Below are 26038 nucleotides of genomic sequence, written 5' to 3' on the forward strand. Positions count from 1 at the left end.
AAGATTGAGGCTTTTTGTATAGTTTGAAAAAAATTACTTTTTCTTTCCTTTTGCAGGAGCTTTTGCAGCTTTTGCAGCTTCTTGAGCAGCTTTCATAGCAGCACGAGAGATTCTCACTTGACAAACAACTGTGTTGTCTGGGTGCATAATTTTGTACTCTGGTTTTCCAACTTTAGTAACGTATAATTTGTTACCCATTTCAAGTGGAGTGATGTCAGCTTCAACGAAATCAGGAAGATTTGCTGGTAAAGCTTTAACTTTTAATTTACGTTGGTTCAAACGTAAAACACCTCCCGCAAGAACACCTTTAGATGTACCAACGATTTTAACTGGAACTTCCATTGTGATTTCTTTATCATCAAATAATTGGAAGAAGTCAATGTGTAAAATTTTGTCAGTAACTGGGTGAACTTGGATATCTTGCAAAATTGCATTGAATGATTTTCCTTTTCCAAGCTCAATCACAACTGTGTGTGCGTTTGGAGTGTAAACCAAGTTTTTGAACGCTGCAGCGTCTGCTGAGAAGTGTACTGCTTGATTTCCTCCGTATAACACGCAAGGAACCGCTCCAGCATTACGTAAGGCTTTAGTTGACACTTTGCCCACGCTTTCTCTTTCTGATCCTTTAATTGTAATCGATTTCATTGTAAAAAAATATAGTTATTAAATAAATATTCTAATTTGCTATGGCTTTAGGCAATACGCTTTAAGCTTTAGGCTTTTTAAAATGCGAAACTAAGCTTACGGCTAAAAGCCTACAGCCTACTGATTCTACATAATGAATTTTCCACTAATGGAATTGTTGTGGTGCACCATGTGCATAACTTCTGCAAAAAGAGGTGCACAACTCACTACTCTAATTTTGTCTGAATGTTTCTTTAACGGAATAGAATCAGTTACGATCAATTCTGTTAATTTCGAATTTTCAATTTTCTCATACGCACCACCAGATAAAATAGCGTGTGTACAAATTGCTCTTACACTTAGTGCTCCTTTTTCGATCATTAGGTCTGCAGCTTTTGCTAAAGTTCCTCCTGTATCGATCATATCGTCTACTAAGATTACGTTACGACCTTTTACTTCACCAATCAATTCCATAGTGTCGATAACGTTGGCTGCTTTTCTTTGTTTGTAACAGATTACTACATCTGATTCTAAAAACTTAGAGTAAGCATATGCTCTTTTTGAACCTCCCATATCTGGAGATGCAATGGTCAAATTTTCTAAATTCAAACTTTGCACGTAAGGCAAAAAGATTGTAGATGCAAATAAATGATCTACTGGTTTTTCAAAGAATCCTTGAATTTGGTCTGCATGCAGATCCATTGTCATGATTCTTGTTGCTCCTGCAGCTGTTAGTAAATTTGCTACTAACTTAGCTCCAATCGGCACTCTTGGTTTGTCTTTTCTGTCCTGTCTTGCCCAACCAAAATAAGGCATAACAGCTGTAATATGTCTTGCTGATGCGCGTTTTGCAGCATCAATCATTAATAACAATTCCATCAAATTATCTGCCGATGGGAAAGTTGAACATACGATGAACACTCGTAAACCTCTAATTGACTCTTCGTAAGATGGCTGAAATTCTCCATCACTATACGTTGACATCGTTACTTTTCCTAACGGAATTCCGTACTGCTCTGCAATTTTTTCTGCAAGATAAACACTTTGTGAACAAGCAAAAATTTTAGCTTCTGGTTCTAGGTGCGACATTATAATTTGTTGTTTTATTCCGCGACTTTCCGTCAATTGAGCTAATTTTTTTTTGTTTTAGCCAGATGATGTATTTGCCTCGGTTGTAGTTAGTTGTGTGTGCGTCGTTTTAACGAGCTGCAAATTTATAAAATTTATTGAACACTGAAAGCAAAAAATTAAGTATTTTTATTAGAATGTTTAAATTTATTTTTTACATTTGCACCGTGTTAAAGGAACGACATCATTTATGACTTCGTTCTATTGCGTTAAAATAATCGCTTTTGATTATTTTTTCGTCTGCTAAGCCCGGATGGCGGAATTGGTAGACGCGCTGGTCTCAAACACCTGTGGGAAACCGTGCCGGTTCGACTCCGGCTCCGGGTACTTAAAACCTCTTCTTAACGGAAGAGGTTTTTTTGGTTTTATACTACTCCAATATTAATAGAATATATTGCGTTCCAGTGGTTGAAACCACTGGCTATGTTTATCTTAAACTTCACAACTCACCTCGTGCAAAACCGGAAAATTGCAAGAATTAGCAATAAAACACAATTGATTTGCTTTGTGATGCAGTTCTAAAGCCAATTGAATTTTATCAGGATTTGAGAGTTTTACTTTCGGAAATAATCTAACCTCAACAAAACGCCCGCTTCCGTCTGGGTTTACTTCTAATGTTGCTTCAGCATTGTCTGAATATTCAAGGACTTCTATTCCGTTTTGGGAGCAGACATATAAATAGGACATCATGTGGCAGGAAACCAAACTGCTTAACAACAAATCTTCGGGATTGTATAATTCTGGATCACCTTTGAAGGCTTTTGCGGCTGAAATATCTAGAGCTGGCTTTCCTTCAATTTTGATTTGATGGGTTTTGTTGTAGAATCTTTTTGATGATTCAGTTGGATTTTGTTTGGAAGTCCAATTTAGCTTTGCTTTGAATAAATGTTTCATTTTGCCTTTTTATTGCTAAGTTAAGTTTTTTATGTTGCAGATAAATTAATCTCACAAAGTCGCAGAGTTACAAAGAAAATAAAAACTTTGCGTCTTCGCGACTTTGCGAGATTCAAAAAAATTCACTTTAATTAAAAAACGGGCTTAAAACAAAAAACCTCGAAAGCTTAATACTTTCGAGGTTTTTCAGAGAATTAGAACTAACTAAACAAATTCTAAAGATTATTTTTGAACAGAAAACTTGAATGTAGTTTTTGTTTTATAATTTTCTCCTGGGTTTAAAACCGTTGTTGGGAAGTTTTTCTGGTTTGGTGAATCTGGATAATGTTCTGTTTCTAGACATAATCCTGTTCTGTGCGCGTAAGTTCCGCCATTGCGCGTTGGTAAAGTTCCATCAAGGAAATTTCCTGAGTAAAACTGAATTCCAGGTTCGTCTGTTGTCATTTCCATAACTCTTCCGCTTGCTGCGTGGTATACTTTTGCAATAATTGTTTTTCCTTTTTCAGGATTGTTTAACACCCAGCAGTGATCGTAACCTTTTCCTTTTTCTAACTGATCATTTTTAGCATTGATGTCTTTTCCAATTAATTTTGGTTGTCTGAAATCGAAAGGCGTTCCAGCAACATCGTCTAATTTTCCTGTCGGAATTAAAGTTGCGTCAACCGGAACTAATTTATCAGCATTTAAAGTCAATTCGTGATCTAAGATGGTTTTTGTAAAATCTCCAGATAAATTAAAATAAGAATGCTGTGTCAAGTTAACAACCGTCTTTTTGTCTGTAGTTGCTTCATACAAAACCTCTAACTGATTGTCATTTGTCAAGGTATAAGTCACAAAAACTTTTAAAGTTCCTGGGTAACCTTCTTCCATATCTTTACTTACATAAGACAATTTTAAAAAAGCTGTTTCACCAGATTTAACCTCATCAGCTTTCCAAACTACATTAAAAAACCCTTGCGGTCCACCATGCAAAGCATTTGGCGCATTGTTGATTGCCAATTGATATTCTTTTCCATCTAAAGAAAATTTCCCTTTAGCAATTCGGTTTCCGTATCTTCCGATTAAGGCTCCGAAAAACGGATTTTCTTTTTCATATTGTGCCAAAGAATTAAATCCGATTACTACATTTTCAGAAACACCTTCTTTATTTGGCACTTTCAAATCTGTAATTCTTCCTCCAAAAGTGATGATATCAACTTCCATCCCATTTTGGTTTTTCAGTTTATAACTTTCAACTTTTTCTCCTTTTGCAGTTGTCCCGTATTCTGATTTTTCAATTGAAACTAATGCTTTTTCATCAGTTGCAACTTTTTCTGTGTCAGCTTTTTTATCACCTTTACATTGAACTGAAACTGCAGCCAAACTCAAAAGGCTTAATCCGAAAACACAACGTTTTAATACATTCATAAATGGTTATTTTTTAGTTAGTAAAGTCTTAAAGTCAAAAGTCATAAAGTCTTTTCTTCAAAGTAACTAAAACTTTCGGACTTTATGACTTTCGGCTTTTGACTAATTTATAGTCCGTGTTGAAACAAATGATAATAGGCTTCGTTTGCGTTGATTTTATCTTTGAAATCTCTTACTGTAGTTTTTTCATCAATTACTAATAATTCGATTCCAGCAATATCAGCAAAATCTTCCATATACTCAGTTGTCAATGATTGGCTATAAACCGTGTGGTGCGCTCCTCCAGCAAGAATCCAAGCTGTTGCTGCGATATCAAGGTTTGGTTTACAATCCCATAAAACTCTCGCAACTGGCAATTTTGGTAATTCAGCCATTGGTTTAACTGCCTCAACTTCGTTTACAATTAAACGGAAACGAGTTCCCATATCAACTAAAGAAACATTGATTGCATCTCCAGCTGGCGAATTAAATACCAAACGAGCTGGATCTTCTTTTCCTCCAATTCCTAATGGATGCACTTCGCAAGAAGGTTTTCCATCAGCAATAGAAGGGCAAATTTCCAACATATGCGATCCTAAAACGTATGATTTTTGTGGTGTGAAGTGATACGTATAATCTTCCATGAAAGAAGTTCCGCCTTCTAAACCAATATTCATCACTTTTAAAGCTCTAACCATTGCAGCGGTTTTCCAGTCTCCTTCTCCACCAAAACCATAACCGTCAGCCATTAATCTTTGTGTCGCGATTCCTGGTAATTGTTTCCAAACGCCAAGGTTTTCAAATGTATCCGTGAATGCGCCAAAACCTCCTTCTTCAAGGAAAGCTCTTAAACCTAATTCAATTTTTGCCGCTTCCGCTAAAGAACTTCTTTGCGCCCCGCCTTCTTTTAAAGAATCAGTTAAGTTATATGATTGTTCGTAAACTGCTAATAAATCAGCCAATTGTTTGTCGGTTACTTTTTCGATGTGTTTTGTAACATCAGAAGAATCGAATCCGTTTACCGAAACGCCAAAACGAATTTGAGCTTCAACTTTATCGCCTTCTGTAACAGCAACTTCACGCATATTGTCTCCAATACGAGCTACTTTTAGGTTTTGAAGTTCATCCCAACCAAGAACAACTCTTGACCAAATTCCTAATTTTTTCTGAACTCTTTCGTCTTCCCAATGCCCAACAACAACTTTACGTTTTTTGCGCATTCTTGACATGATGAAACCAAATTCACGATCTCCATGAGCCGATTGATTCAAGTTCATGAAATCCATGTCGATAGATCCCCACGGAATTTCAGCATTGTATTGTGTATGTAAATGACATAATGGTTTTTTCAAAATACTCAAACCGCCAATCCACATTTTTGCTGGTGAGAAAGTGTGCATCCAAGCGATAATTCCTATACAGTTTTTCTCTGAATTTGCTGCCAAACAAACGTCTAAAATCTGAGAAGGCGATTTCACCACATCTTTGTAAACCACTTTTACAGGAATTGAAGACGAAGCATCTAATCCTTTTGCAATTATTTGCGAATGTTCTGCTACTTTTCTAAGTGTTTCTTCACCGTATAATTCCTGGCTTCCTACTACAAACCATACTTCTTTTTGAGATATATCTATCATGTTGTTTAATCGTTTATTTGTTTAATCGTCAAATCGTTTTTCTTTGTCTAAAATCCACTATTACCGAAAATCTTTTCTCTTTGTTCTTTATTCTATTTTCTTTAATCTAAAATCTGCACTCTAAAATCTAAAATAACTACTGTCCGTAATACGAATCTTTTCCGTGTTTACGGTTGTAATGTTTCTTAATTAATGAATCTTTTAATCTTGGTGCGTTCGGATTTATTTGTAAAGTCAAGTATGCCATTTCTGCCACCACTTCTAGAACTTTACTGTTGTAAACCGCTTTTGCAGCATTTTTTCCCCATGCAAACGGACCGTGATTTCCAATCAAAATCATTTCTACTTCTTCGTACGAAAGATTTTTTTCTTTGAAGCAATCTAAAATCTGAATCCCAGTATTGTGTTCGTAGTTTCCTTCAATTAAATGATCCGCCATTGGGGGCGCACACGGAATATCAGCCGTCAAATGATCGGCATGTGTGGTTCCGAAAATTGGAATATCTTGCTGTGCCTGTGCCCAAGCAACCGAATACGTTGCATGTGTATGTGCAACGCCTCCAATATTTGGCCAGTTTTTATATAAATAAGCGTGCGTTTTTGTATCTGAAGATGGACGCATGGTTCCTTCAATAACATTATTATCAAAATCGACAATTACGATATCTTCCGGTTTTAAATCTTCGTAAGGAACACCACTTGGTTTAATGGCAAAAACACCATTTTTCCTGTCCACTGCGCTCACGTTTCCAAATGTATACACAACCAAATTCAATGCATTTAATTGCATATTTGCTTCGTAACATTCTTGTTTTAAATCTTTATACTGAGAACTCATTTTGAGATATTTTAATAGTTGGATCTGCAAAAACACTTAATTGTTCGTAAGCGATAAGCAGTTTGTTATACGCTGCAACTTTGTCTAATTGAGGGAAATATTCTCCGTCAAAATCACTTCCGATTTTCTGGCTTGCTTCGATTACATTTGGATAAATTCCGGCTGCAACGGCTGCGTAAATTGCTGCGCCTAAAGCCGGAGTTTGGTCTGAAGCTGCAATTTTAATTGGCTTGTTTAAAACATTGGCCAAAGTCTGCATGATAAAAGGAGATTTACGAGCAACGCCACCAATTCCGATAACGCTGTCGATTTTTACACCTTCTTCTTCAAAACGATCTACAATTTTCTTCGCTCCAAAACAAATTGCATTTACTAAAGCTTTAAAAATATGAGGCGCTTTTGTTCCTAAAGAAAGGTTTGAAATCGCGCTTTTTACTTCCTGATTTGCATCTGGAGTTCTTCTACCATTAATCCAATCTAAAGCAATTGGAAGACTTTCTGAAACCGGAATTTTCTCCGCTTCTTTTGTTAATTCTACAATTAATTTATCGCTGAATTCTTCTCTCAATTGTTCTTTTTGAGCATCATTTAAAACAGAAGAAGCTTCTAATAAATGTTCTGTTGGCCACATCAATAATTCTTTGTACCAAGCCAATAAATCTCCAAAAGCAGATTGTCCTGCTTCAAGACCAATAAAACCTGGAATAACAGAACCATCAACTTGACCGCAGATGCCGCGAACGGTTTTTGTTCCTACTTCATCATAAGAACCAACTAGGATATCACAAGTTGAAGTTCCCATAACACGAACTAAAGTATTCTCTTCGATTTTAGCTCCAACTGCACCAGAATGCGCGTCGAAAGTTCCAACGGCCACAACTGTTTCTGTAGAAAGCCCTAAACGATCTGCCCATTCTTTGCTTAATTTTCCAGCAACTAAATCTGACGTATAGGTTTCATCATATAAATTACCACGAAGTTGCGCTAAATATGGATGCAGTTTTTCTAAGAATTCAACTGGAGGAAGTCCGTTCCAGTCTGTATGCCACATGGCTTTGTGTCCTGCTGCACAACGGCTTCTTTTGAAGGTTTTTAAATCTTTATCTTCAATTAATAAATAGGTCATTAAATCGCAGTGCTCCATCCAAGTGTGTGCTGCATTTCTAACCGCTTCGTCTTGTCTTGCAATGTGAAGGATTTTTGCCCAAAACCATTCTGATGAATAAATTCCGCCGACATATTTTGTAACGTCTTCTCCGCCCCAGCTTACTGCAAGTTCGTTGATTTCGTTTGCTTCATTAATCGAAGTATGATCTTTCCATAAAACCATCATTGCATTTGGGTTTTCTTCAAAACCTTTTGTCAATGCTAATGGCGTTCCGTCTTTTGTAACTGGAACTGGAGAAGATCCTGTTGTATCAATACAAATTCCGCGAACTAATGACGGATCAACTTTGCTTTCTTTTACAACATTTTGAATTGTAATTTCTAATCCTTCAATATGATCCAAAGGATGCTGACGAAACTGATTTATAGATGCGTCACAATATTGTTTGTTTTTCCATCTTTTATAATGAGAAACATTCGATGCCAATTCCTGCCCATTTTCAGTATCGATAAGCACCGCTCGAACAGAATCTGTTCCGTAGTCCAATCCTATAACGTAATTTTTCATTCGAAATTCATTTTAAATAATGACAAATATAATTATAATTCATTTATAAGTGTACAATAAACACTTAATAAAAATTGAGCTTTGAATTTTTACAAATAATGCATCAAAACAAGCAATTATGACAAAAACAGAAAATAAATGTTTGTTTTACATTTATTCTGTTGCGATTATTTCATCTTAATTTTCAAAACTGTTACTGAATAAGCTGGAAAATCGTACTGAACTTTGTTGCCGCTTACTTTAAATTCGCTTTCTTTCGGACTAATTTTAGTTGGGGCTTCAAAAGAATTTTCATCATTTATTCCGTCTCCTTTTAAAATTATTGCTGTTCCTTTTGAATCTAATTTTGCTCCTTTTAAATCAATTGAAACATTTTGAGAAGCAGCATTTGCATTCACAATTTTCAAAATCACTTCTTTAGAATTCACATCTTTTACTGCCGATGCAAACAAATCATTTTGGCCTGTAATTGCTTTTCCATCTTTTGTAATGTTGATTAAATCGGTTCCTTTATTATTAGAGAATAATTTCTGAACATAATAATTTGGCGTTCCGTATGACTGTAAATTGTTGAACCAAATCATATCTGGTGTCCATTGCCAACCTTCAACGTGAGCCAATAAAGGTGCATAAGATGTTAGCTGAACAACCTCAGCATTACGCTCCATTCCGGTCATAAAAGCCGCTTCAGAGAAAGCGCATTCCCAGTTGTTTTTGTTTTCTGGACTTGCAATCGCAACGCTTTGAGCCGCATATTCTCCTGCAAAAATCTTCGGTCCTTTACGGTCATAATTATCATAACGCGTTACATTTTTACGGAACCAAGCTGGATCTTTATAATAATGTTCGTCAACAATTTCAGCATTTAGTTTTTTAAGTTCTTTCATGCCGTAATCGTAAAAATCGCCATCAGGGAAAGGTCCTGTTCCAGAAACGATCGTGATGTTTGGATATTTGGCTTTAATCGCTTTTTGAAACACTTTGAAACGCTCAATATAATCAGGTCCCCATTGCTCATTTCCAACTCCAATGAATTTTAAATTGAATGGTTTTGGATGTCCCATTTCTGTTCTAAGTTTTCCCCAAACGGTTTCTGATCCGCCATTTGCAAATTCAATTAAATCTAAAGCGTCCTGAACATAAGGATCGATTTGATCCATTGGAACTAATTCTCCCGTATTGAATTGGCACGCCATTCCACAGCTTAAAATTGGAAGCGGTGAAGCACCAATATCTTCCGAAAGTTGAAAATATTCAAAGAATCCTAAACCAAAACTTTGGAAATAATCTGGCGCCGGACGGTGTGAAAATTCCATGTTCCAACGGTTTACTGCTGTTTCTCTGTCTTCAACATTTCCTACTGATTTTTTCCATTGGTAACGCTCTGCCAAAGTTCTTCCTTCAACAATACAACCTCCAGGAAAACGCAAAAATCCTGGTTTCAAATCGTATAATAATTGCACTAAATCCTTACGAAGTCCGTTTTTTCTTCCTGCCCACGTATCTTCTGGAAACAATGAAATATTATCTAAATCAATTACGCCATTTCCTTCAAAAGTGATTTTTAATTTGGCTTTGGCTTCTGTTGCTGAAGAGGTTAATTGAGCCGAATAATTTGACCAATCATTTGATGTCGGAACAACTGAAGTTTCTCCTAAAACTTTATTGTTTTTGTCAATAAATTGGAATTTGATTTTTGAAATATTTCCTGAAATTTTTGAAGCTTTTAAAGTCAGATTGTATTTTAAATCTTTCTTGATTCCCATTCCTCTGAAACCTTCATTAATCAACTCATAACCTGAAGCATCATTAATCGTAACTCGGCAATAATTATGGTTGGTTCCTTTTTGAGAATACTGAATCACGTTTGCAATTCCTGATTCGGTGTTTAATTTATGACGATCGCTTTTTGGCTGATTCCATCCCATTAATGGAAACTGAAATTCGAAAGATCTATTTTTGATCATTTCGGCATACAATCCGCCATCTGCAGCAAAATTGATATCTTCAAAAAACACTCCATACATCGTTGGCTGAATTTTAGTTACTGTTTTGGCAACATCAACTTGAAGATTATTTTTTTGTGCCGATGCATAAACGCCGCTCAGCAATAAACCGCAAAGGGTAATTTTTGTAATTAAATTGGACTTCATTTTTATTTATTTAAATGTGTTTTATGGCACGCGGATGACACGGATAAAACGGGTTTTATTTTTGTTTATCTTTATTTCCTTACGTTAAACCGGATTGAAATCCGGCCCTACAATATGAATCGTTCCTTCGGAACTTTTTAAAGCTTTTCTAATCCATCAATCTCTGGCTAAATCTTGCTTCTTCGCTCTCTATTCTATATTCTTAATACTTAATTCTCAATACTTAATTCCCTTTATAATCCAACCAAACCTTCATTTTTCCTACGCCACGGTTTGACCAAGAATAATATGGAATTGCTTTGAATTTTTCGTTTTCGATTACGTTTACACCATTCAATAAATTAGCTTCTTTTTTTACTTTGAAAGAATCTCCAGAAGCCACATTGATTTGATCAAAATTGTTTTTATTATCGATTTCTTCAACCGCGTAAACGATTGGGCCGTATTCTAAAGAAACTTTGTTTTTGTTGGTTTCAACTTTTGAATTGGTTTGAACTTCCTGAACTTCCATTGGGAAATTAAGAGTGATTTTGTCTCCTTTTTTCCAAGTTCTTGTTACATTGTAATAACCATTTTCTGGCTGAATCGCAACAGCTTCACCATTTATAGTAATAGTAGTTTTTTGAGTCGAAGCTTTTTTATAGGCGTATAAATCTCCCGGCAAAACTTCATTTCTAGCCCAGCCCGGAACGCGAAGTTTAATGGTAAATTGGCTTTCTTTTTTTGGATTAACAGCAATTGCTACTTTTCCGTTCCAAGGATATCCGGTTTGTTGTGAAATCTGTAAATCTGTTTTTCCTAATTTGAAAGAAGCGCTGTTTGAGGCATATAAATTTACAAATAATTCATTATTGGTTTTGGAATAAATCAATCCCGGAATCGACGGAATAAAACGAATCAAATTCGTAGGACAACAAGAACAGTCAAACCAAGCCTGACGCGTGCAAGATCCTCTGTTTGATTTATAAACGCCATCGGCTTCAAGCGCATTTGGGTAGAAAAACTCTTTTCCTGTCAATGAAATTCCCGAAATTAATCCGTTGTACATTGTTCTTTCAATCACATCAAAATACTCTGATTTTCCATATAAATTATGAAGTCTGTGATTCCAATAAACGTCACCAATTGCTGCGCAGGTTTCGTTATAAGCGGTTAAATTTGGAAGTTCATAATTGGCTCCAAAAGCTTCGCCGTCGTGTCTTGAACCAATGCCGCCAGTGATGTACATTTTTTTGTTCACCATATTATTCCATAAAGTGTTTACGGCATTTTCATATGATTTGTCTTTTGTCATTGCCGCAATATCCGTCATTCCTGCGTACATATACACCGCACGCACGGCATGTCCAACTACTTCATTTTGCTGGATTACCGGCATATGATCCTGTGCATATTCGCCATATAATTTATGATTGTTTGGATTACCACGATTGTCTAAAAAGTATTTCGCTAGTTTTAGATAATCCTCTTTTCCTGTAATTTGATATAATTTGATTAATCCCGTTTCTATAATTTGATGTCCTGGAACTCCTTTTACCTGACCTGGACCATCGCCAAATGTTTTCACAAACAAATCGGCATTTTTGATGGCAATGTCAAGGAAATTTCGTTTTCCAGTTGCTTCATAATGGACCACTGCGGCTTCGATCAAATGTCCTGCGTTGTAGCATTCGTGGCTGATTTGCAACGATTCCCAACGTTTTCCTTCAATAACCGGAACCCATGTTGCTGGCGGTTTTGCAGGATTGATTGTTCTCCAAGTTGTCAAATAACCATCGGCTTCTTGACCAATTTTTACAATGGCAATCAATGAATCTAAAACTCTTTCTAATTTCGGATTTGGAGCAGAAATTAACGTATTCGAAGCACCTTCAATTATTTTGTAAACATCGGTATCATCAAAAGGCATTTCGCCTCTAACTGTTCCTGTTTTTTTCTTTCCTGCGATTAGGAAATTCTCAAAACGACCTTCTTCATTACATTTTTGAATCGCATAAGCAATCGTAACTTCCTGTACTCTTTTGATAATTGGCAACCAAAAAGAATCATTCAGTTTTACATTTTGAATGTTGACTGGTTCTATTTGATAACCTGCTTTTAAAACCGAAGTTTTATCAGATGGTTGTACCGAATTGTTTTTAGTTTCTTTGCACGAAACCAAAATCAAAAGCGAGAGGAAAATGGTAATAATTGGAAAGGTAAATTTTTTCATTGTATTTGATTATTCTATTTTAAAATCGGCCATAAATCAGCATCCCATTGCATTTCTTTGACTACTAATCTTGGTGTTCCGTTAGTCTTTTTTTCGTAAGCGTGATAGAAAATATAATCTTTGCCGTCAAACGTGTAAGTGCTGTTATGGCCTACGCCAAAGTAATTCTCATCGCCTTGAACTACGATACTTCCACCGCCTTCGGTTAATAATTTTCCGTCTTTATCGACATAAGGTCCGGTTACGTTTTTAGATCTTCCAACAACAACTTTGTAGGTGCTTTTTTCTCCGCGACAGCATAAATCCCAAGAAAGAAATTGATAATAATAACCGTTTTTCTTAAAGATAAATGGAGCTTCAAGCGCGCCATCTCCGGGATCTGAATCGGCTAATTCGAAAGTTCTTTTTCGTTTTGAAATCGTGTGCCATTCCTGTGGCTGTGCAATCGATTTTAAATCGGGATTTAATTTTACCATTTTTAATCCTTCCCAAAAAGAACCGAAAGATAACCACGGCGTATTGTTTTCATCGAAGATTAAATTCGGGTCAATGGCATTCCACATATCTCGATTTGGCTGTGACTGAATCACAATTCCCTGATCGACCCATTTGTAGTTTTTATCGTTTGGATCTAAAGTCGTATTGGTCGCAACGCCAATCGCCGAAGTATTTTTGGCGAAAGCCGAAACGGAATAATACAGATAATAAACATTGTTATGAAACGAAATATCCGGCGCCCAAATATGATTTTTAAAATCGGCTGCAACGCCATCGGCCCAAACGGGTTTTTCTTTGAAAACCTGAGGTTGTTTGTCCCATTTTTTTAAATCTTTTGAACTGAAAACACTGATTCCATTTCCGGTGCAGAATAAATAATAAGTGTCTTTTTGTTTAATGACAACTGGATCGTGAACTACAATTTCCTGCGCAAATGAAACTGAAGCAATCAGCAACAAAAAACCAGAAAATGCATGTTTTATATTTTTGTAAACCATATAAGTGATATAAGTAAATTTAAGTTTTGGCTAACTGAAAACTATTTTTAAATCATATAAGTTAAAACTGCAAACTGCGACTGCGACTGTGACTGAAAACTATTGAATTCCTTCAGAAGTCATGACAACGCGTTTCATTGTTCCGTCTTTGTTATAATATAATTTGTCTACACAAACTGATCTTCTAAAACTTCCTCCATGTGGAATTGACGCTCCGTTGTGATAAATGAAATACGACTGTCCTTTAAAATCAATTATCGATTGATGATTTGTGTTGCTGTTTCCTGCCAACTCATTTAAAATTCCTTTGAATTCCCATGGACCAGTAATTGATTTGCTCATGGCGTAGGCAATTTTCTCTGGAAACTCATATGCATATGACAAATAATACCAATCATTATGTTTGTGAATCCATGGTGCTTCTGTATAATTTGGAAGTTTTATATGATGAATTTCTCCATCTATTTCGGTCATATTTTCTTTTAATTTGGTGTAATGACAAGAGGTATTTCCCCAAAACAAATACGCTTGTCCATCAGTATCAATATAAACTGTTGGGTCGATGTCGTCCCAGCTTATATCGGTATATTTGGTCATATCATTTGTAATCAAGGCTTTTCCTAAAGCATCTTTAAAAGGACCAATTGGACTGTCTGAAACCGCAACACCAATTGCTTTTCCCGGAATTGTTCCGTGTTCAACTGTTACATACCAATAAAACTTTCCATTTCTTTCAATTACCTGTGAAGCCCACGCATCGCTTTTTGCCCATTTAAAATCGGTTACTTTTAACGGAACTGGATGCGATTCCCATTTTTTCATGTCTGAAGAAGAATAAACAACCCATTCATTCATCTTATAAAAATTAAAATCGTTTGGCGCTTCGTCATGACCGGCGTACAAATACACTTTGTCCTTATAAACCAATGCCGCAGGATCTCCGGTATATTGATCCTTAATAATTGGATTATTGAATTTTATCGATTGCGCAGTTCCTGCTATCGATAAAAGCAAAAAAGACAAGTTTATAAATAGGTTCCTCATTGTTGTTTTGTTTTTTTGCCACGAAATACACAAATTTTCTCGAATTAAAATTTGTGGAAATTTGTGCAATTCGTGGCTTAATTTTTCTCTCACAGATTGAGCAGATTTTTTTTAGAATTTTAAAAATTGTAATTTTCTAATTTTCTAATTTTCTAATTTTCTAATTTTCTAATTTTCTAATTTTCTAATTTTCTAATTTTCTAATTTATCTTTTTACCCCAAACAGGCAATCCGGCTGCTGTATAACCCGAATAACTCAATGTTACTTTTCTGGTTGACAATTCCCAATCCCAAGAATCTGAGACATTGCATTTTACTCCGTTTACCGTTAAGATTTTTTTAGTGCTGTCGTACGACCAAGTTCCTGTTGCGTCTCCGCTTACTTTTTTATCGGCAGTCAAATAAATTGTTCCTGCTTTTTGCATGGTTTTGTATTGGTAATTCATTGTAATCTGTTCCCAAGTTCCTACGAAATTGGCATCCGTAATTGTAGTTGCTGGAACTCCTGCATAACGCTCCGCTTCAACAACTGGCCAGCCATCTTCTGTCCATTGAATGGCGCGAACATGTCCTATCATAACGGCATTTGAAACTGCAATTCCGGCAACACCTTCAGGCAAACGCGCTTGAGAAGCATAATACCATTGTTTTGTATCTGGATTTTGAAAAACCGCACAATGCGAAAATCCCACCCAACCTGTATGATTTTTAAATTGGTACGGATGTGTCACCATCGGATAACATTCCGCTCCAGTTGTGATACTGCTTCCGCTGATTGTCAAATAAGGTCCGAGAATGTTTTTTGAACGTGCTACACGAGTATTGTATGCAACTGATAATTCGTCATAAGCCAAAAACAAATAATAATATTGAGTATCTGGATTGTAGATAATTTCCGGACCTTCGAGTGCTTGCCAGCGGTTTGTGCTCACGTTTCCGCGTCCTGCAATTCTAACTCCATAATCGTCGATTGTTTTTAATTTATCTGGTTTTCCGGTTGCTGGATTTAGTTTTAACGCTGCAATTCCAGAATGCCAAGAACCATAAATTAAATATTGATCGCCTTCTGGAGTCTGAATAAAACTCGGGTCAATGGCGTTGAATTTAAAATACGCGTCCCAATCGTTTCCTCCGTTTCGAACATAACTTTTTACGCCATCAGGTTCTGAACAAACTACCATTCCTTTGTCAACCCAATTATTTGAAGCTAAATCTGTGGTTTCAGCCAAACCAATAAAAGCACGCTCTGACCAAGACGTATTTGTATCTGTTCCTGTGATAGGATTCGTAACTACAATGCTGTAATACATTCTGAAAACATTCCCCACTTTACGAACGCACGGCGCCCAATATCCGTAACTCGGATTTGTGATTGGAGGAAGTGCCGGATTCATTCTGGCTCTTTTGTTATTCAAAGAATCTTTTACCCAAGCTGGAGCCTGTGTCATTGAAGATCCCATGAATTCCCAATTGATTAAATCTTTTGATCTTCTGTAGAAAAAATGTCCATTTCCTTCATGTGCATTTCCGTAAGAGGCATCCGTTTGGTACATATAATAATATTCCCCAGATTTTTCTACCGATGGATCATGTACGTTGGCCAAATTCCATTGCGATCTATTTCCCCAACTCGAAATTGAAGTATAATTATCTGCATAAGTTGGCCCCGGAAAAGCCGGCGTAACCACTGGTGGATCAACCACAACAGGCGGATCTGGAGTTACAGGTGTGTCAGGACTGTCGCTTGAACAGCCAAAGACCAATAACGCACCTAAAAACATTCCGATATACGGCGCTATTTTTAGAATGGAATTTGATTTTTTCATCTTTATATTTTTTATTTTCCTTCTAAAACAACAACTGAGAAAGGAGGAATTGTGATTTCAAGTTTTCCTTTTTTGTTTTCGAAACCTTTAAAAACTGTTGGAACAATTTTATTTGGCGTATCAAATGAATTGTAATCTTGTAATTTCGCCGATGTTAACACGATTCCAGTAAACGTTTTAACACCAAGATCGTTCACATCGATTTCTATTTTGTTTTTATTTTTTGCATCCACATTTACTAAAGAAATATGAACTGCACCGTTTTTATCTTTTGAAGCCGAAGCTGAAACTGCAGGAAGTGTTTCTCCGTTAAAAGTATAATTTGGAGAAGTGAAACTTACCGGCAATAATTTAGCATCTTGATGAACGCTGTACATTTTCATTACGTGATACGTTGGCGTTGTAATCATTTTTGCTTTGTCTGTTAAGATTACTGCTTGCAAAACATTTACACATTGTGCCAAGTTTGCCATACGAACTCTGTCCGAATGATTATTGAAAATGTTCAACGTTGATCCAGCCAAAACAGCATCACGCATCGTATTTTGCTGATATAAAAATCCAGGATTTGTTCCTTTTTCAACTTCGTACCAGCCTCCCCATTCGTCAACTATCATAGCTACTTTTTTCTGAGGATCGTATTTGTCCATGATAGCTGCATGTTTTGTAACTAGCTCTTCCATTTTTAAGGCTGATTTCATTGTTTTGAAATAACCTTCTTCTGTAAAGTCTCTGTCATCTCCTTTTTTAGCCCATTCGATTACAGCATAATGATGTACTCCAAGTCCTCCTAACATATTGATTGGAATGTTTTTCATTAAAACTTCTGTCCAATTGTAATCAGCGCTGTTTGAACCTGACGCGATGCGTGTTAATCCTCCGGTGTTTTCCCAATCCGACATGAATGTTGCAAATTTTCTATATTCTCCAGCATAGTATTCTGCTGTCATATTTCCACCGCATCCCCAAGCTTCATTTCCAATTCCCCAGAATTTAACTTTCCAAGGTTCTTTTCTTCCGTTTTTTTGACGCAAGTCGCTCATCGGGCTTTTACCTCCAAAATTGGTGTACTGCACCCAATCCGCTAATTCCTGAACGGTTCCGCTTCCAACATTTCCTGATAAATAAGGTTCTGCACCAAGCAATTCGCACATATTCAGGAAATCATGAGTTCCAAAACTGTTGTCTTCAGTAACTCCTCCCCACCATTTGTTTACAATAGTTGGTCTTTGTTCTTGTGGGCCAATACCGTCTTTCCAATGATAAGTATCCGCAAAACAACCGCCAGGCCATCTTAAATTCGGAATTTTCAAATCTTTTAAAGCAGCAATAATATCATTTCTTACCCCCTTCGTATTTGGTATTTTTGAAGTGTCTCCCACAAAAAATCCGCCGTAGATACAGCGTCCTAAATGTTCGGCAAAATGTCCATAAATGTTTTTGTTGATTACCGGGGCATCAGGATTATTTTTTATAGTTACAACTGTGGTTTGATTTTGGGCAAAACTAACTTGATTACAAAGGGTAATAAGAAATGTGATTAAAAGTGCTTTTTTCATAATGGTTTTATAAGTTTATAAAGAGGAAAGCTCTTAAGAACTTTCCTCTAAATATTAAAATTAATAAGAAAGTGTAGGCCATCCTGATGACCATGTAAAATATACAATTTCTAGTTTTGGATTTCCGCTATCGGCTCCGTCATAATAATGAACAGATCCTTTTTGGGTTCCGGTAATTCTTGATAAATGTCCAGGACCTATATAGTTTCCTTGAGTTGCTAAAACTGTTGTGCCTCCACCATTTGTTAAAGCTACTCCGTTTTTATCCAGATAAGGTCCATATACATTTGTTGAGCGTCCAACTACAATGTAATAAGTGCTATTAACACCGTTACAGCAAGTACCTCTGTTTACAAACATATAATAGTAACTGCCTTCTTTGATCAAACAAGGAGCTTCCCAAGATGCGCTGTTTCCGCCAGCAACGATTGTTCTTGTTGCACTAGGTTTTCCTGTTGAAACGTTTATTGGAACAACTCCAATTCCGGCATGCCAAGAACCATAAGCCATGTAAACATTACTTCCGTCAACTAAAATTGAAGGATCTATTGCATTTACATCTGAAGCTGAAGAAGAAGAAACTACAACGCCTCTGTCTGTCCAAGTTGTTCCTGCGCTTTGAGAAATTGCCGGTGTAGTTACCAATCCAATGGCTGAAGTCGCTGATCCAAAAGTGGAGCAAGAATAATACATGTTCCAACGATTGTTAAACCAAGCTACATCTGGCGCCCAAAATGTTTTGGTAAAGCCTGGAACATATCCTGCAATCCAGCTTGGCGTTGATGAAAACACTGATGTTCCCCAAGTCCAACTTGTTAAATTTGTTGAATATGTCATCGGAATATTATCGCCTGTTGTGAAAACATAATAATTGACGCCGCTTTTTACAATTGTGCTGGGGTCATGTGAGGCAACTGTTCCTGTAACTGTTTTTGCTGTTAAATTTTTTACCTGAGAATTTTGAGTTTCTACAACTGCAGATGCCTCATCATTCGAAGGGATTATAGTATCTTCATTTTGACAACTTCCTAATAATAATGCTAATAAAACCAAACTTGTAATTGTTTTCATTTGTAATAATTTTAGTAAATGTTAATAATTTAATCTCTCTATAATCTCATTCTCTTTTAAAGATAATATCACATGGCAGCTTTTTTTAACCTGCCATATGATATTAGGTATTCTAACTAATTCAAAACATTATTTAGTCGCAGTTTTCAGTCTCGGTCTCAGTTGATACTGTGACTGAAAACTGCAAACTATTTTTAATAACTGTCATTTTGTTTTGTTCCCGGATTGTTATCCATTTCCAATTGTGGAATTGGGAAATATTCTCTTCCTGGCGCATATGAATTAAACTCAGCGTCTCTTGATTTCAACCAAGCCAATTTAGTAGCATCCTGAAGCCAGCCCCAACGACGGATATCGTCAAAACGGTGTCCTTCAAGAGGGAATTCCAAGAATCTTTCGTGACCAATCTGATCTCTCATTTGAGCTTGATTCATTCCTGGTTTTGCAGTTGCTAAATCAGGCAAGTTTACTCTGTTTCTTACCATTTGAATGTAAGTGTAAGCTCCCGGAGTATCTCCTGTTTCGTTTAAACATTCTGCATACATCAATAAAATATCAGCATATCTTAACAAACGCTCGTTGATTCCTGATCTCCAATCATATTCATCGGCAAATTGACCATCTGAGTTTTGATATTTTCTGCAGAATAAATCATTTAAATCGGCTGGACTTGTTGCGTAAAAAGTCGCAAAATCTTTGCCGTATAATTGCATTCCGCCTGGTTTGTTATAGAAAATTGTAGCATCTAAACGAGGATCTACAGCATTTGTTTTTGTTTTTTCTTGCTGATATTCATTAAATAATGCCCATGAAGGTTGAACGTCTGTCCATCCAAAAGCTCTTGGCGCATACGTAATTGCACGTGCAGATGTTTTTCCCCAACCTGACGCTGGCGCACCTCCCCATCCTAAGTCAACTCCACCGGCATCTCTACTGAATTGTACTTCAAAAAGAGACTCAGAATTGTTTTCATTTGCTGTAGTAAAGTTGTCACGATAGTTTGAAACTAAAGAGTAAACTCCTAAATCAATTACTTGTTTGAATGTTGTTTTAGCATTTGCAAAATCTTTAGTAAACAAATAGGCTTTTCCTAAATATCCTAAAGCAGCTCCTTTTGTAGCGCGTCCTTTTTGACCTTTATCAATTCCTGTAATGGCATCGTAGGATGTTGGAAGCAATTCTGCAGCAGCTTTAAAATCAGCTATAACTTGAGCCCATCCTTCAGCTTCTGTTTTTTGTGGAGTGTAAAGTTTGATTTCTGTTGGCAACGGAACATTTTTAAACATGTTTACTGCGTGGAAGAAATATAAACCTCTTAAAAAATAAGCTTGTCCTAAAATTCTGTTTTTAAGCGCTGCATCTTCAAATTGTATCTCTGGAACATTTGTCAAAACTTGATTTGCACGGTAAATTCCTTGATAATACGTTTCAAAAGCCCATCCATAAATTGCAGGATCTGTAGGGTTTGAGTTGAAACGACCTACATTGTACATTGCTCCCCAAGGGCTATTACTGCGAGTATCATCACCTTTTAAGTCTAAAAGCAAAGGCGTGCTTCTCATATACGTCCCATCAGTAAGCAAACTTCCATAAGCGGCGTTTACTCCTTCGATTGCATCTTGATCTGTTTTCCAAAATGAACCTGCAGTTTCAACGTTAGGATCCACTTGGTTCAAGTCTTCATTATCAACGCAGCTTGTGGTTACAAGTGCCAATGAAAAGAAAACTGTTATATAATTAAATACTTTATATTTCATTTTAATTCGTTTTAATGGTTAGGATAGATTAAAAAGTTACTTCAACACCCAAAGAAATTGTTCTTGGATTTGGGAATGATCCAGCGTCATATCCTCTAGAAAATAATCCGTCATTGTAATTAAAATCTGGATCGTAACCTCTGTATTTGCTGATGATCCATAAATTTTGACCATTTACATATACTTTCGCTCTTTGAATAAACAAATCTTTTGGCATTGGAATTGAATACCCAATTTCCAATGTCTGCAATTTGATATAATCACCACTTTCAATAAATCTGTCAGAATCTCTTGCGTTTCCGTTTGGATCTCCAATAATTGGACGAGGAACGTTTGTATTTGTATTTGTTGGTGTCCAGTAATTCAATGCATCCACACTATGGTTTCCATATTGCTCTGTCATTAAATTACGATACAATCCGTTGAATACTTTGTTTCCTCCTGAACCTTGCCAGAACATAGAGAAATCCCAATTTTTATAATTTGCACCAAAATTGATTCCGTAGCTGTATTTCGGAATTGAAACTCCCATAAACTTTCTATCAGCATCAGTAATCTGACCGTCACCGTTTAAATCAGCGAATTTAAGATCTCCAACACCCGCATTAGTCTGAGTAGGTGATGAAGCTAAGTCAGCAGCATTTTGGAAAATTCCAGCAACTTGATACGTATAAAGTTCTCCGATGGATCTTCCAACCTCTGTTTTAGATGCGGCTCCATAAATTGGATTTCCGTCAAGACCAATTTGTAAAACCTCATTTTTCAAGGTTCCTAAGTTTGCCGAAATATTGTATTTAAACTCGTGGTGATTGTTGTTGTACGTTGCTGTAAACTCAAAACCGCTGTTTTTAACCGCACCTGCATTTGTTGTAATACTTGCTGGGAATGCTCCTGTAGAATATGGCAACGGAACTCCAATCAATAAATCTGTTGATTTTTTCTGATAGTATTCAGCTGTAATCTGTAAATCGTTATCTAAGAATCCAAGTTCAACAGCAACGTTTGAAGTAGCTGTTTTTTCCCAGTGAACATTTGGGTCAATAGCGCTTACAACTGTTGTTCCTGGTGCTAATTGGTTGTTAAAATCATATCCTGCAAAAGCATTGATTGTTGGTGAATAGGCATAAACTCCAAGCGTATTGTTTCCTAATTCTCCGTAACCTCCTCTAAATTTGATGGTATTAAACCAATCTGGTAAATGGATGAATTTCTCGTTGCTTAATTTCCAAGCTCCAGAGAAAGAGTAGAAATTTGCTGTATTGTTGTCTTCGCTAAAAAGTGATGTTTTATCTTGTCTGAAGTTTCCAGTAATGAAATAACGATCATCATAAGAATAGTTCAAACGGCTTAAGTAAGAGATATTTGTAAGCGTATTTTTGTATTCACCAGCACTTGTAGCATCAGCATACTGAATTTGGCTGATTTCTCCAGGCGTATATCCAACACCTCTTGACCAATGTCTGTAGTAATCATTTCTTTCTTGAATCCATCCTCCTAAAGCATCGATTTTATGTTTGTCTAAAGTAATTTCGTAAGTCAATAAGTTGTTTACGAAAGTTCTTTGTTGGTTTCCGTTGTCAACATCTAAAGAAGCTTCATCATTTGTAGTAATATAATACCATCCTAAATCACTTGGCGGAATGAATTTTCTGTTTTGGAAATCTAATCTATCGTAGCTTAAATCTAATTTATATTTTAAGCCTTTGATGATTTCAAGTTCTCCCCAAATATCTCCAATAAAACGGCTTCTTTGACCATTGTTGGTAATCAAGTTATTGTAACCAATAACGTTCATAGAGATTGCTCTCTGCGTTAAGTTGTCAGTTCCACCGTAACCACCAAGTCTGTTAGAATCATAAACTGGCATTGTTGGAACAGCTCCTAACAAATCAACAATTGCTGATTCTCCGCCGTTGTATTCATTAAAGTTTTCTTTATCAGATTTTGTATATCCAATTTTTGAACCGTATCTGAATTTTCCTTTTTTACCATATAAATTCAAATTCATAGAATATCTCTCGTAATCCTGAGGCGAATTCAAATAACTTGTGTTTTTGAAATAATCAGTATTTAAGTTATAGCCTAAAGTTTCAGCTCCTCCGCTAAAAGTAAGCGAGTGATTTTGAACTAGACCTGTCTGAAAAGCTTCTTTTTGCCAATTTGTATCAACATTTTTAATATACGAAGGGCTGTTTGGATCATTTCCTGGCGCAATTCCTAATCCTGCATTTTGCTCAGCAGCCGAAGTGATTTTTTGATACCCTACACGGTCCGTTACATCCCATGTTTTAGCTACGTTCTGAAAACCTACAAGCGATTTATATTTAATGTCTAGTTTACCTGCTTTACCTTTTTTAGTAGTAATAATTACAACACCATTTGCTCCTTGAACACCGTAAATAGCCGCTGCAGAGGCATCTTTTAAAACCTGCATCGATTCGATATCTCCTGGTGCAAAATCATTTGGGCTTGATACAATCATTCCGTCAATAACAAAAAGCGGGTTATTATTTGTAAACGAATTGATACCTCTAATCTTCACATTTACAAATCCTCCAGGCTCTCCAGACGATTGTACTGTTACACCGGCAACTTGTCCTTGAAGCATTTTTGCAGGATCATACGTTACTGTTTTCTTAGCCGCTTCCATATCTACTACACCAATCGAACCTGTAAGGTCTCCTTTCTTTTGTGTACCGTATCCTACAACTACTACTTCGTTAAGTTTGTTTGTATCTTCTCCTAATTCAAGATCAATTTTTGATTGATTTCCTACTGTGATTTCTTTATTCTGAAATCCTATAAATGAAAAAACTAAAACATCACCTTGAGATGCTTTAATCGAATACTCTCCGTCAAAACCGGTTGTGGTAACGGTTTTGGTTCCTTTAATCATAATATTAACACCCGGCAAAGGCAGTTTGTCCTGAGCCGAGGTAACAACTCCGCTAATCGTTTTGCCTTGAGCCGACATTTGATTAACAGAAAAAAGCAGCATTACTAATGCTAAAATCCATTCTTTTTTTGGCAACAAAAAGTTGCAATAAAAAAATAATCGTTGGTTTGTTATCATAAGGTTTAATTAAGTTGGTTAGTGTATAATTATAAGTGTTAATTTTACATTTGTAAATTTAACTAAAAAAAAACCTCAAAAACAAATTAATATCATAAAAAAAACGCTTAAAAAAAATACATATCATAAATTAAGTGTGAAATACACATTAATAAATCGATGTTTTTTTCAAAAAAAAGACCTTTTTTGAAAGTTATTTGTGTAAAATATACACTTTTTATCAAAAAGCTTCTTTTTAAGCAAAAAATCGGCTTTTGAAAAAAAAATATAAATAGGCTGTTTTAGAATAATTTGAAGGTCAAAAAAAATTTTATTTGTAAATAAAATCCTGTTTATCGAGCGGCTTTTTTATATGGAAATGTTCTTATTTAGAAAAAAAGAGTTTATTTTTGTTTCGAAAACGTTTGAAAATGACAAAACAAGCGTCAGATTTAAAATTCGTCTCCTTTTTTTAACTTCCTTTTTTGATAATTTTTTGTTTTAAGTGTAAAATCTACATTAATAAATTATGAAACGTATTAGGAAGTTTATATATTTACAATCAAAATATTGATTTATGCTAAACAGTTATAGCTCTGCCGATAAAGCGTTATTAGCAGTAGATTGTATCATTTTTGGTTTCGACAATCAGGGTTTGAAAATACTTTTGATCAAAAGAGACTTTGAGCCAGAAAAGGGCAAATGGTCTTTGATTGGAGGATTTTTGAAACGTGACGAAGTACTGGACAATGCCGCGATTAGAATTTTAAATACATACACAGGTTTAAACGACATTTATATGGAGCAGCTTTATGCCTACTCTGAAATTGATCGTGACCCTGTCGAAAGAACTATTTCAGTTTCTTATTATGCTTTGATTAATATCGAAAATCATAATGCCGAACTGATCAAAAATTATCATGCACAATGGTTTAGTATTACCGATGCGCCAAACTTGATTTTTGACCACAATGAAATGGTGGAACACGCTATCAGAAGATTACGTTATAGAACTTCAATAAAACCAATCGGATTCGAATTGCTTCCTGAAAAATTCACCATGCGCCAGTTATTAGAATTGTATGAAGCAATCCTGAGCAAAGAATTGGACAAACGAAACTTTATCAGCAAAATCAACTCATTGGGAATTCTGAATAAACTAGATGAAAAAGATATGGGCTCTTCTCGAAAAGGTTCTTATCTGTACACTTTCAACAAAGAAAAATATGAAGAAAAATTACTCAACGATTTTGTTCTGAATTTATAAAAAAGTTTAGCCAAAGATTTCACAGATTAAAATGATTAAAAAATCTGTGTTAATCCGTGTAATCTGTGGCTGAAAAAAAACAAAACCCTGAAAGCCACAAACTTTCAGGGTTTTTACTTCAATAAAACTACTATTAAAAAACTAAACAAATTTTCTTTTTATTCTTTGCCACAGATTAAAAGGATTTTAAAAATCTGTGTTAATCTGTGAAATCTGTGGCTAAACTTTCAAATAAATATTAGCTATTCCCTTTTTGGTAATCTGCTAAAAATTGTGCTAAACCAATGTCTGTCAACGGATGTTTCAACAAACCTTCAATCGCGCTTAATGGTCCAGTGATAACATCAGATCCAATTTTTGCACAATTGATAATGTGCATTACGTTGCGAACTGAAGCGGCAAGAATTTGAGTTTCAAATCCAAAATTGTCATAAATCAATCTGATTTCTTCAATTAAATTCATTCCGTCTGTCGAAATATCATCAAGGCGTCCAATAAATGGCGAAACATAAGTTGCGCCCGCTTTGGCCGCCAATAAAGCCTGACCCGAAGAAAACACTAAAGTACAGTTGGTTCTGATTCCTTTATTCGAAAAATATTTGATTGCTTTTACACCATCTTTTATCATCGGAATTTTCACTACAATCTGAGGATGCAAAGCCGCCAATTTTTCACCTTCGGCAATCATGCCTTCAAAATCAGTCGAAATTACCTCAGCACTTACATCTCCATCTACCAATTCGCAGATTTTCACATAATGATCCAAAATATTCTGTGCTCCTGTAATACCTTCTTTTGCCATTAATGACGGATTTGTGGTTACACCATCTAAAACGCCTAAATCATTGGCTTCTTTAATATCTTTTAAATTTGCTGTATCTATAAAAAATTTCATTTCTCTGTTTTTTGGTTGGTTATAA

18 protein-coding genes and 1 tRNA gene are annotated in these 26038 nt (G+C 35.8%); 2 read left to right on the forward strand and 17 right to left on the reverse strand.

All coding sequences use genetic code 11. The annotated features are described in order from the left end of the window. Positions 1–33 precede the first annotated feature (33 nt). Both EYY60_RS04170 and EYY60_RS04175 read right to left on the reverse strand, forming a co-directional pair. Entirely contained in the window at positions 34–645 is a 612-nt protein-coding gene (locus tag EYY60_RS04170) for a 50S ribosomal protein L25/general stress protein Ctc (RefSeq protein WP_026727205.1), read from the reverse strand. A gap of 126 nt (positions 646–771) precedes the next feature. Further along, positions 772–1713 carry a ribose-phosphate pyrophosphokinase gene (locus tag EYY60_RS04175; protein ID WP_012023211.1) on the reverse strand — a complete coding sequence of 314 codons (942 nt, stop codon included), beginning with the start codon at positions 1711–1713 and terminating at the stop codon, positions 772–774. A 286-nt stretch (positions 1714–1999) separates the two neighbouring features. On the opposite strand from EYY60_RS04175, the gene EYY60_RS04180 reads away from it, so the two are divergent. After that, a tRNA-Leu gene (locus tag EYY60_RS04180) sits at positions 2000–2079 on the forward strand. Between the two features lie 105 nt (positions 2080–2184). Here the strand turns inward: EYY60_RS04180 and EYY60_RS04185 are convergent. The 14 genes from EYY60_RS04185 to EYY60_RS04250 form a co-directional block, all read right to left on the reverse strand. After that, positions 2185–2646 (reverse strand): OsmC family protein, encoded by a 462-nt coding sequence (locus EYY60_RS04185; protein WP_132988142.1) that lies wholly within the window; start codon positions 2644–2646, stop codon positions 2185–2187. 222 nt (positions 2647–2868) lie between these two features. Next, on the reverse strand, positions 2869–4053 hold the full coding sequence (locus EYY60_RS04190) for an aldose epimerase family protein (protein WP_132988143.1): 1185 nt from the start codon (positions 4051–4053) through the stop codon (positions 2869–2871). 107 nt (positions 4054–4160) lie between these two features. Continuing rightward, entirely contained in the window at positions 4161–5669 is a 1509-nt protein-coding gene (araA, locus tag EYY60_RS04195; RefSeq protein ID WP_132988144.1) for an L-arabinose isomerase, read from the reverse strand. Between the two features lie 136 nt (positions 5670–5805). Beyond that, a complete protein-coding gene (locus EYY60_RS04200; protein ID WP_132988145.1) occupies positions 5806–6507 on the reverse strand; it encodes an L-ribulose-5-phosphate 4-epimerase in 702 nt (233 codons plus the stop codon). After that, positions 6491–8182, reverse strand: a complete 1692-nt coding sequence (locus EYY60_RS04205; RefSeq protein WP_132988146.1) for a ribulokinase — start codon at positions 8180–8182, stop codon at positions 6491–6493. Before EYY60_RS04205 ends, EYY60_RS04200 begins: the two co-directional genes overlap by 17 nt. A gap of 167 nt (positions 8183–8349) precedes the next feature. After that, entirely contained in the window at positions 8350–10335 is a 1986-nt protein-coding gene (locus EYY60_RS04210; RefSeq protein WP_132988147.1) for an alpha-L-arabinofuranosidase C-terminal domain-containing protein, read from the reverse strand. 223 nt (positions 10336–10558) lie between these two features. Then, on the reverse strand, positions 10559–12547 hold the full coding sequence (locus EYY60_RS04215; protein ID WP_132988148.1) for a glycoside hydrolase family 127 protein: 1989 nt from the start codon (positions 12545–12547) through the stop codon (positions 10559–10561). A gap of 14 nt (positions 12548–12561) precedes the next feature. Next, positions 12562–13542: an arabinan endo-1,5-alpha-L-arabinosidase gene (locus EYY60_RS04220; protein WP_162847847.1), complete on the reverse strand. Its 981-nt coding sequence runs from the start codon at positions 13540–13542 to the stop codon at positions 12562–12564. Positions 13543–13641: 99 nt separating this feature from the next. After that, complete coding sequence (locus EYY60_RS04225) at positions 13642–14586, reverse strand: glycoside hydrolase family 43 protein (protein ID WP_132988149.1); 945 nt, start codon at positions 14584–14586, stop codon at positions 13642–13644. A 200-nt stretch (positions 14587–14786) separates the two neighbouring features. Continuing rightward, the gene (locus EYY60_RS04230; RefSeq protein WP_132988150.1) at positions 14787–16412 is read right to left on the reverse strand and encodes an arabinan endo-1,5-alpha-L-arabinosidase; all 1626 of its coding nucleotides are present in this window, start codon (positions 16410–16412) and stop codon (positions 14787–14789) included. Positions 16413–16423: 11 nt separating this feature from the next. After that, on the reverse strand, positions 16424–17971 hold the full coding sequence (locus tag EYY60_RS04235) for an alpha-N-arabinofuranosidase (RefSeq protein WP_132988151.1): 1548 nt from the start codon (positions 17969–17971) through the stop codon (positions 16424–16426). 60 nt (positions 17972–18031) lie between these two features. Next, on the reverse strand, positions 18032–19042 hold the full coding sequence (locus EYY60_RS04240; RefSeq protein WP_132988152.1) for an arabinan endo-1,5-alpha-L-arabinosidase: 1011 nt from the start codon (positions 19040–19042) through the stop codon (positions 18032–18034). Positions 19043–19236: 194 nt separating this feature from the next. Further along, positions 19237–20799 (reverse strand): RagB/SusD family nutrient uptake outer membrane protein, encoded by a 1563-nt coding sequence (locus EYY60_RS04245; RefSeq protein WP_132988153.1) that lies wholly within the window; start codon positions 20797–20799, stop codon positions 19237–19239. Positions 20800–20827: 28 nt separating this feature from the next. Then, entirely contained in the window at positions 20828–23872 is a 3045-nt protein-coding gene (locus EYY60_RS04250; RefSeq protein ID WP_132988154.1) for a SusC/RagA family TonB-linked outer membrane protein, read from the reverse strand. 556 nt (positions 23873–24428) lie between these two features. On the opposite strand from EYY60_RS04250, the gene EYY60_RS04255 reads away from it, so the two are divergent. Continuing rightward, positions 24429–25118 (forward strand): NUDIX hydrolase, encoded by a 690-nt coding sequence (locus EYY60_RS04255; protein ID WP_132988155.1) that lies wholly within the window; start codon positions 24429–24431, stop codon positions 25116–25118. A 238-nt stretch (positions 25119–25356) separates the two neighbouring features. On the opposite strand, the gene fsa is transcribed toward EYY60_RS04255, so the two are convergent. Continuing rightward, positions 25357–26013: a fructose-6-phosphate aldolase gene (gene fsa / locus EYY60_RS04260; protein ID WP_132988156.1), complete on the reverse strand. Its 657-nt coding sequence runs from the start codon at positions 26011–26013 to the stop codon at positions 25357–25359. Positions 26014–26038 lie beyond the last annotated feature (25 nt).

Origin of the sequence: Flavobacterium zhairuonense (assembly GCF_004352915.1) — a bacterium.
Classification (GTDB): Bacteria; Bacteroidota; Bacteroidia; order Flavobacteriales; family Flavobacteriaceae; genus Flavobacterium; species Flavobacterium zhairuonense.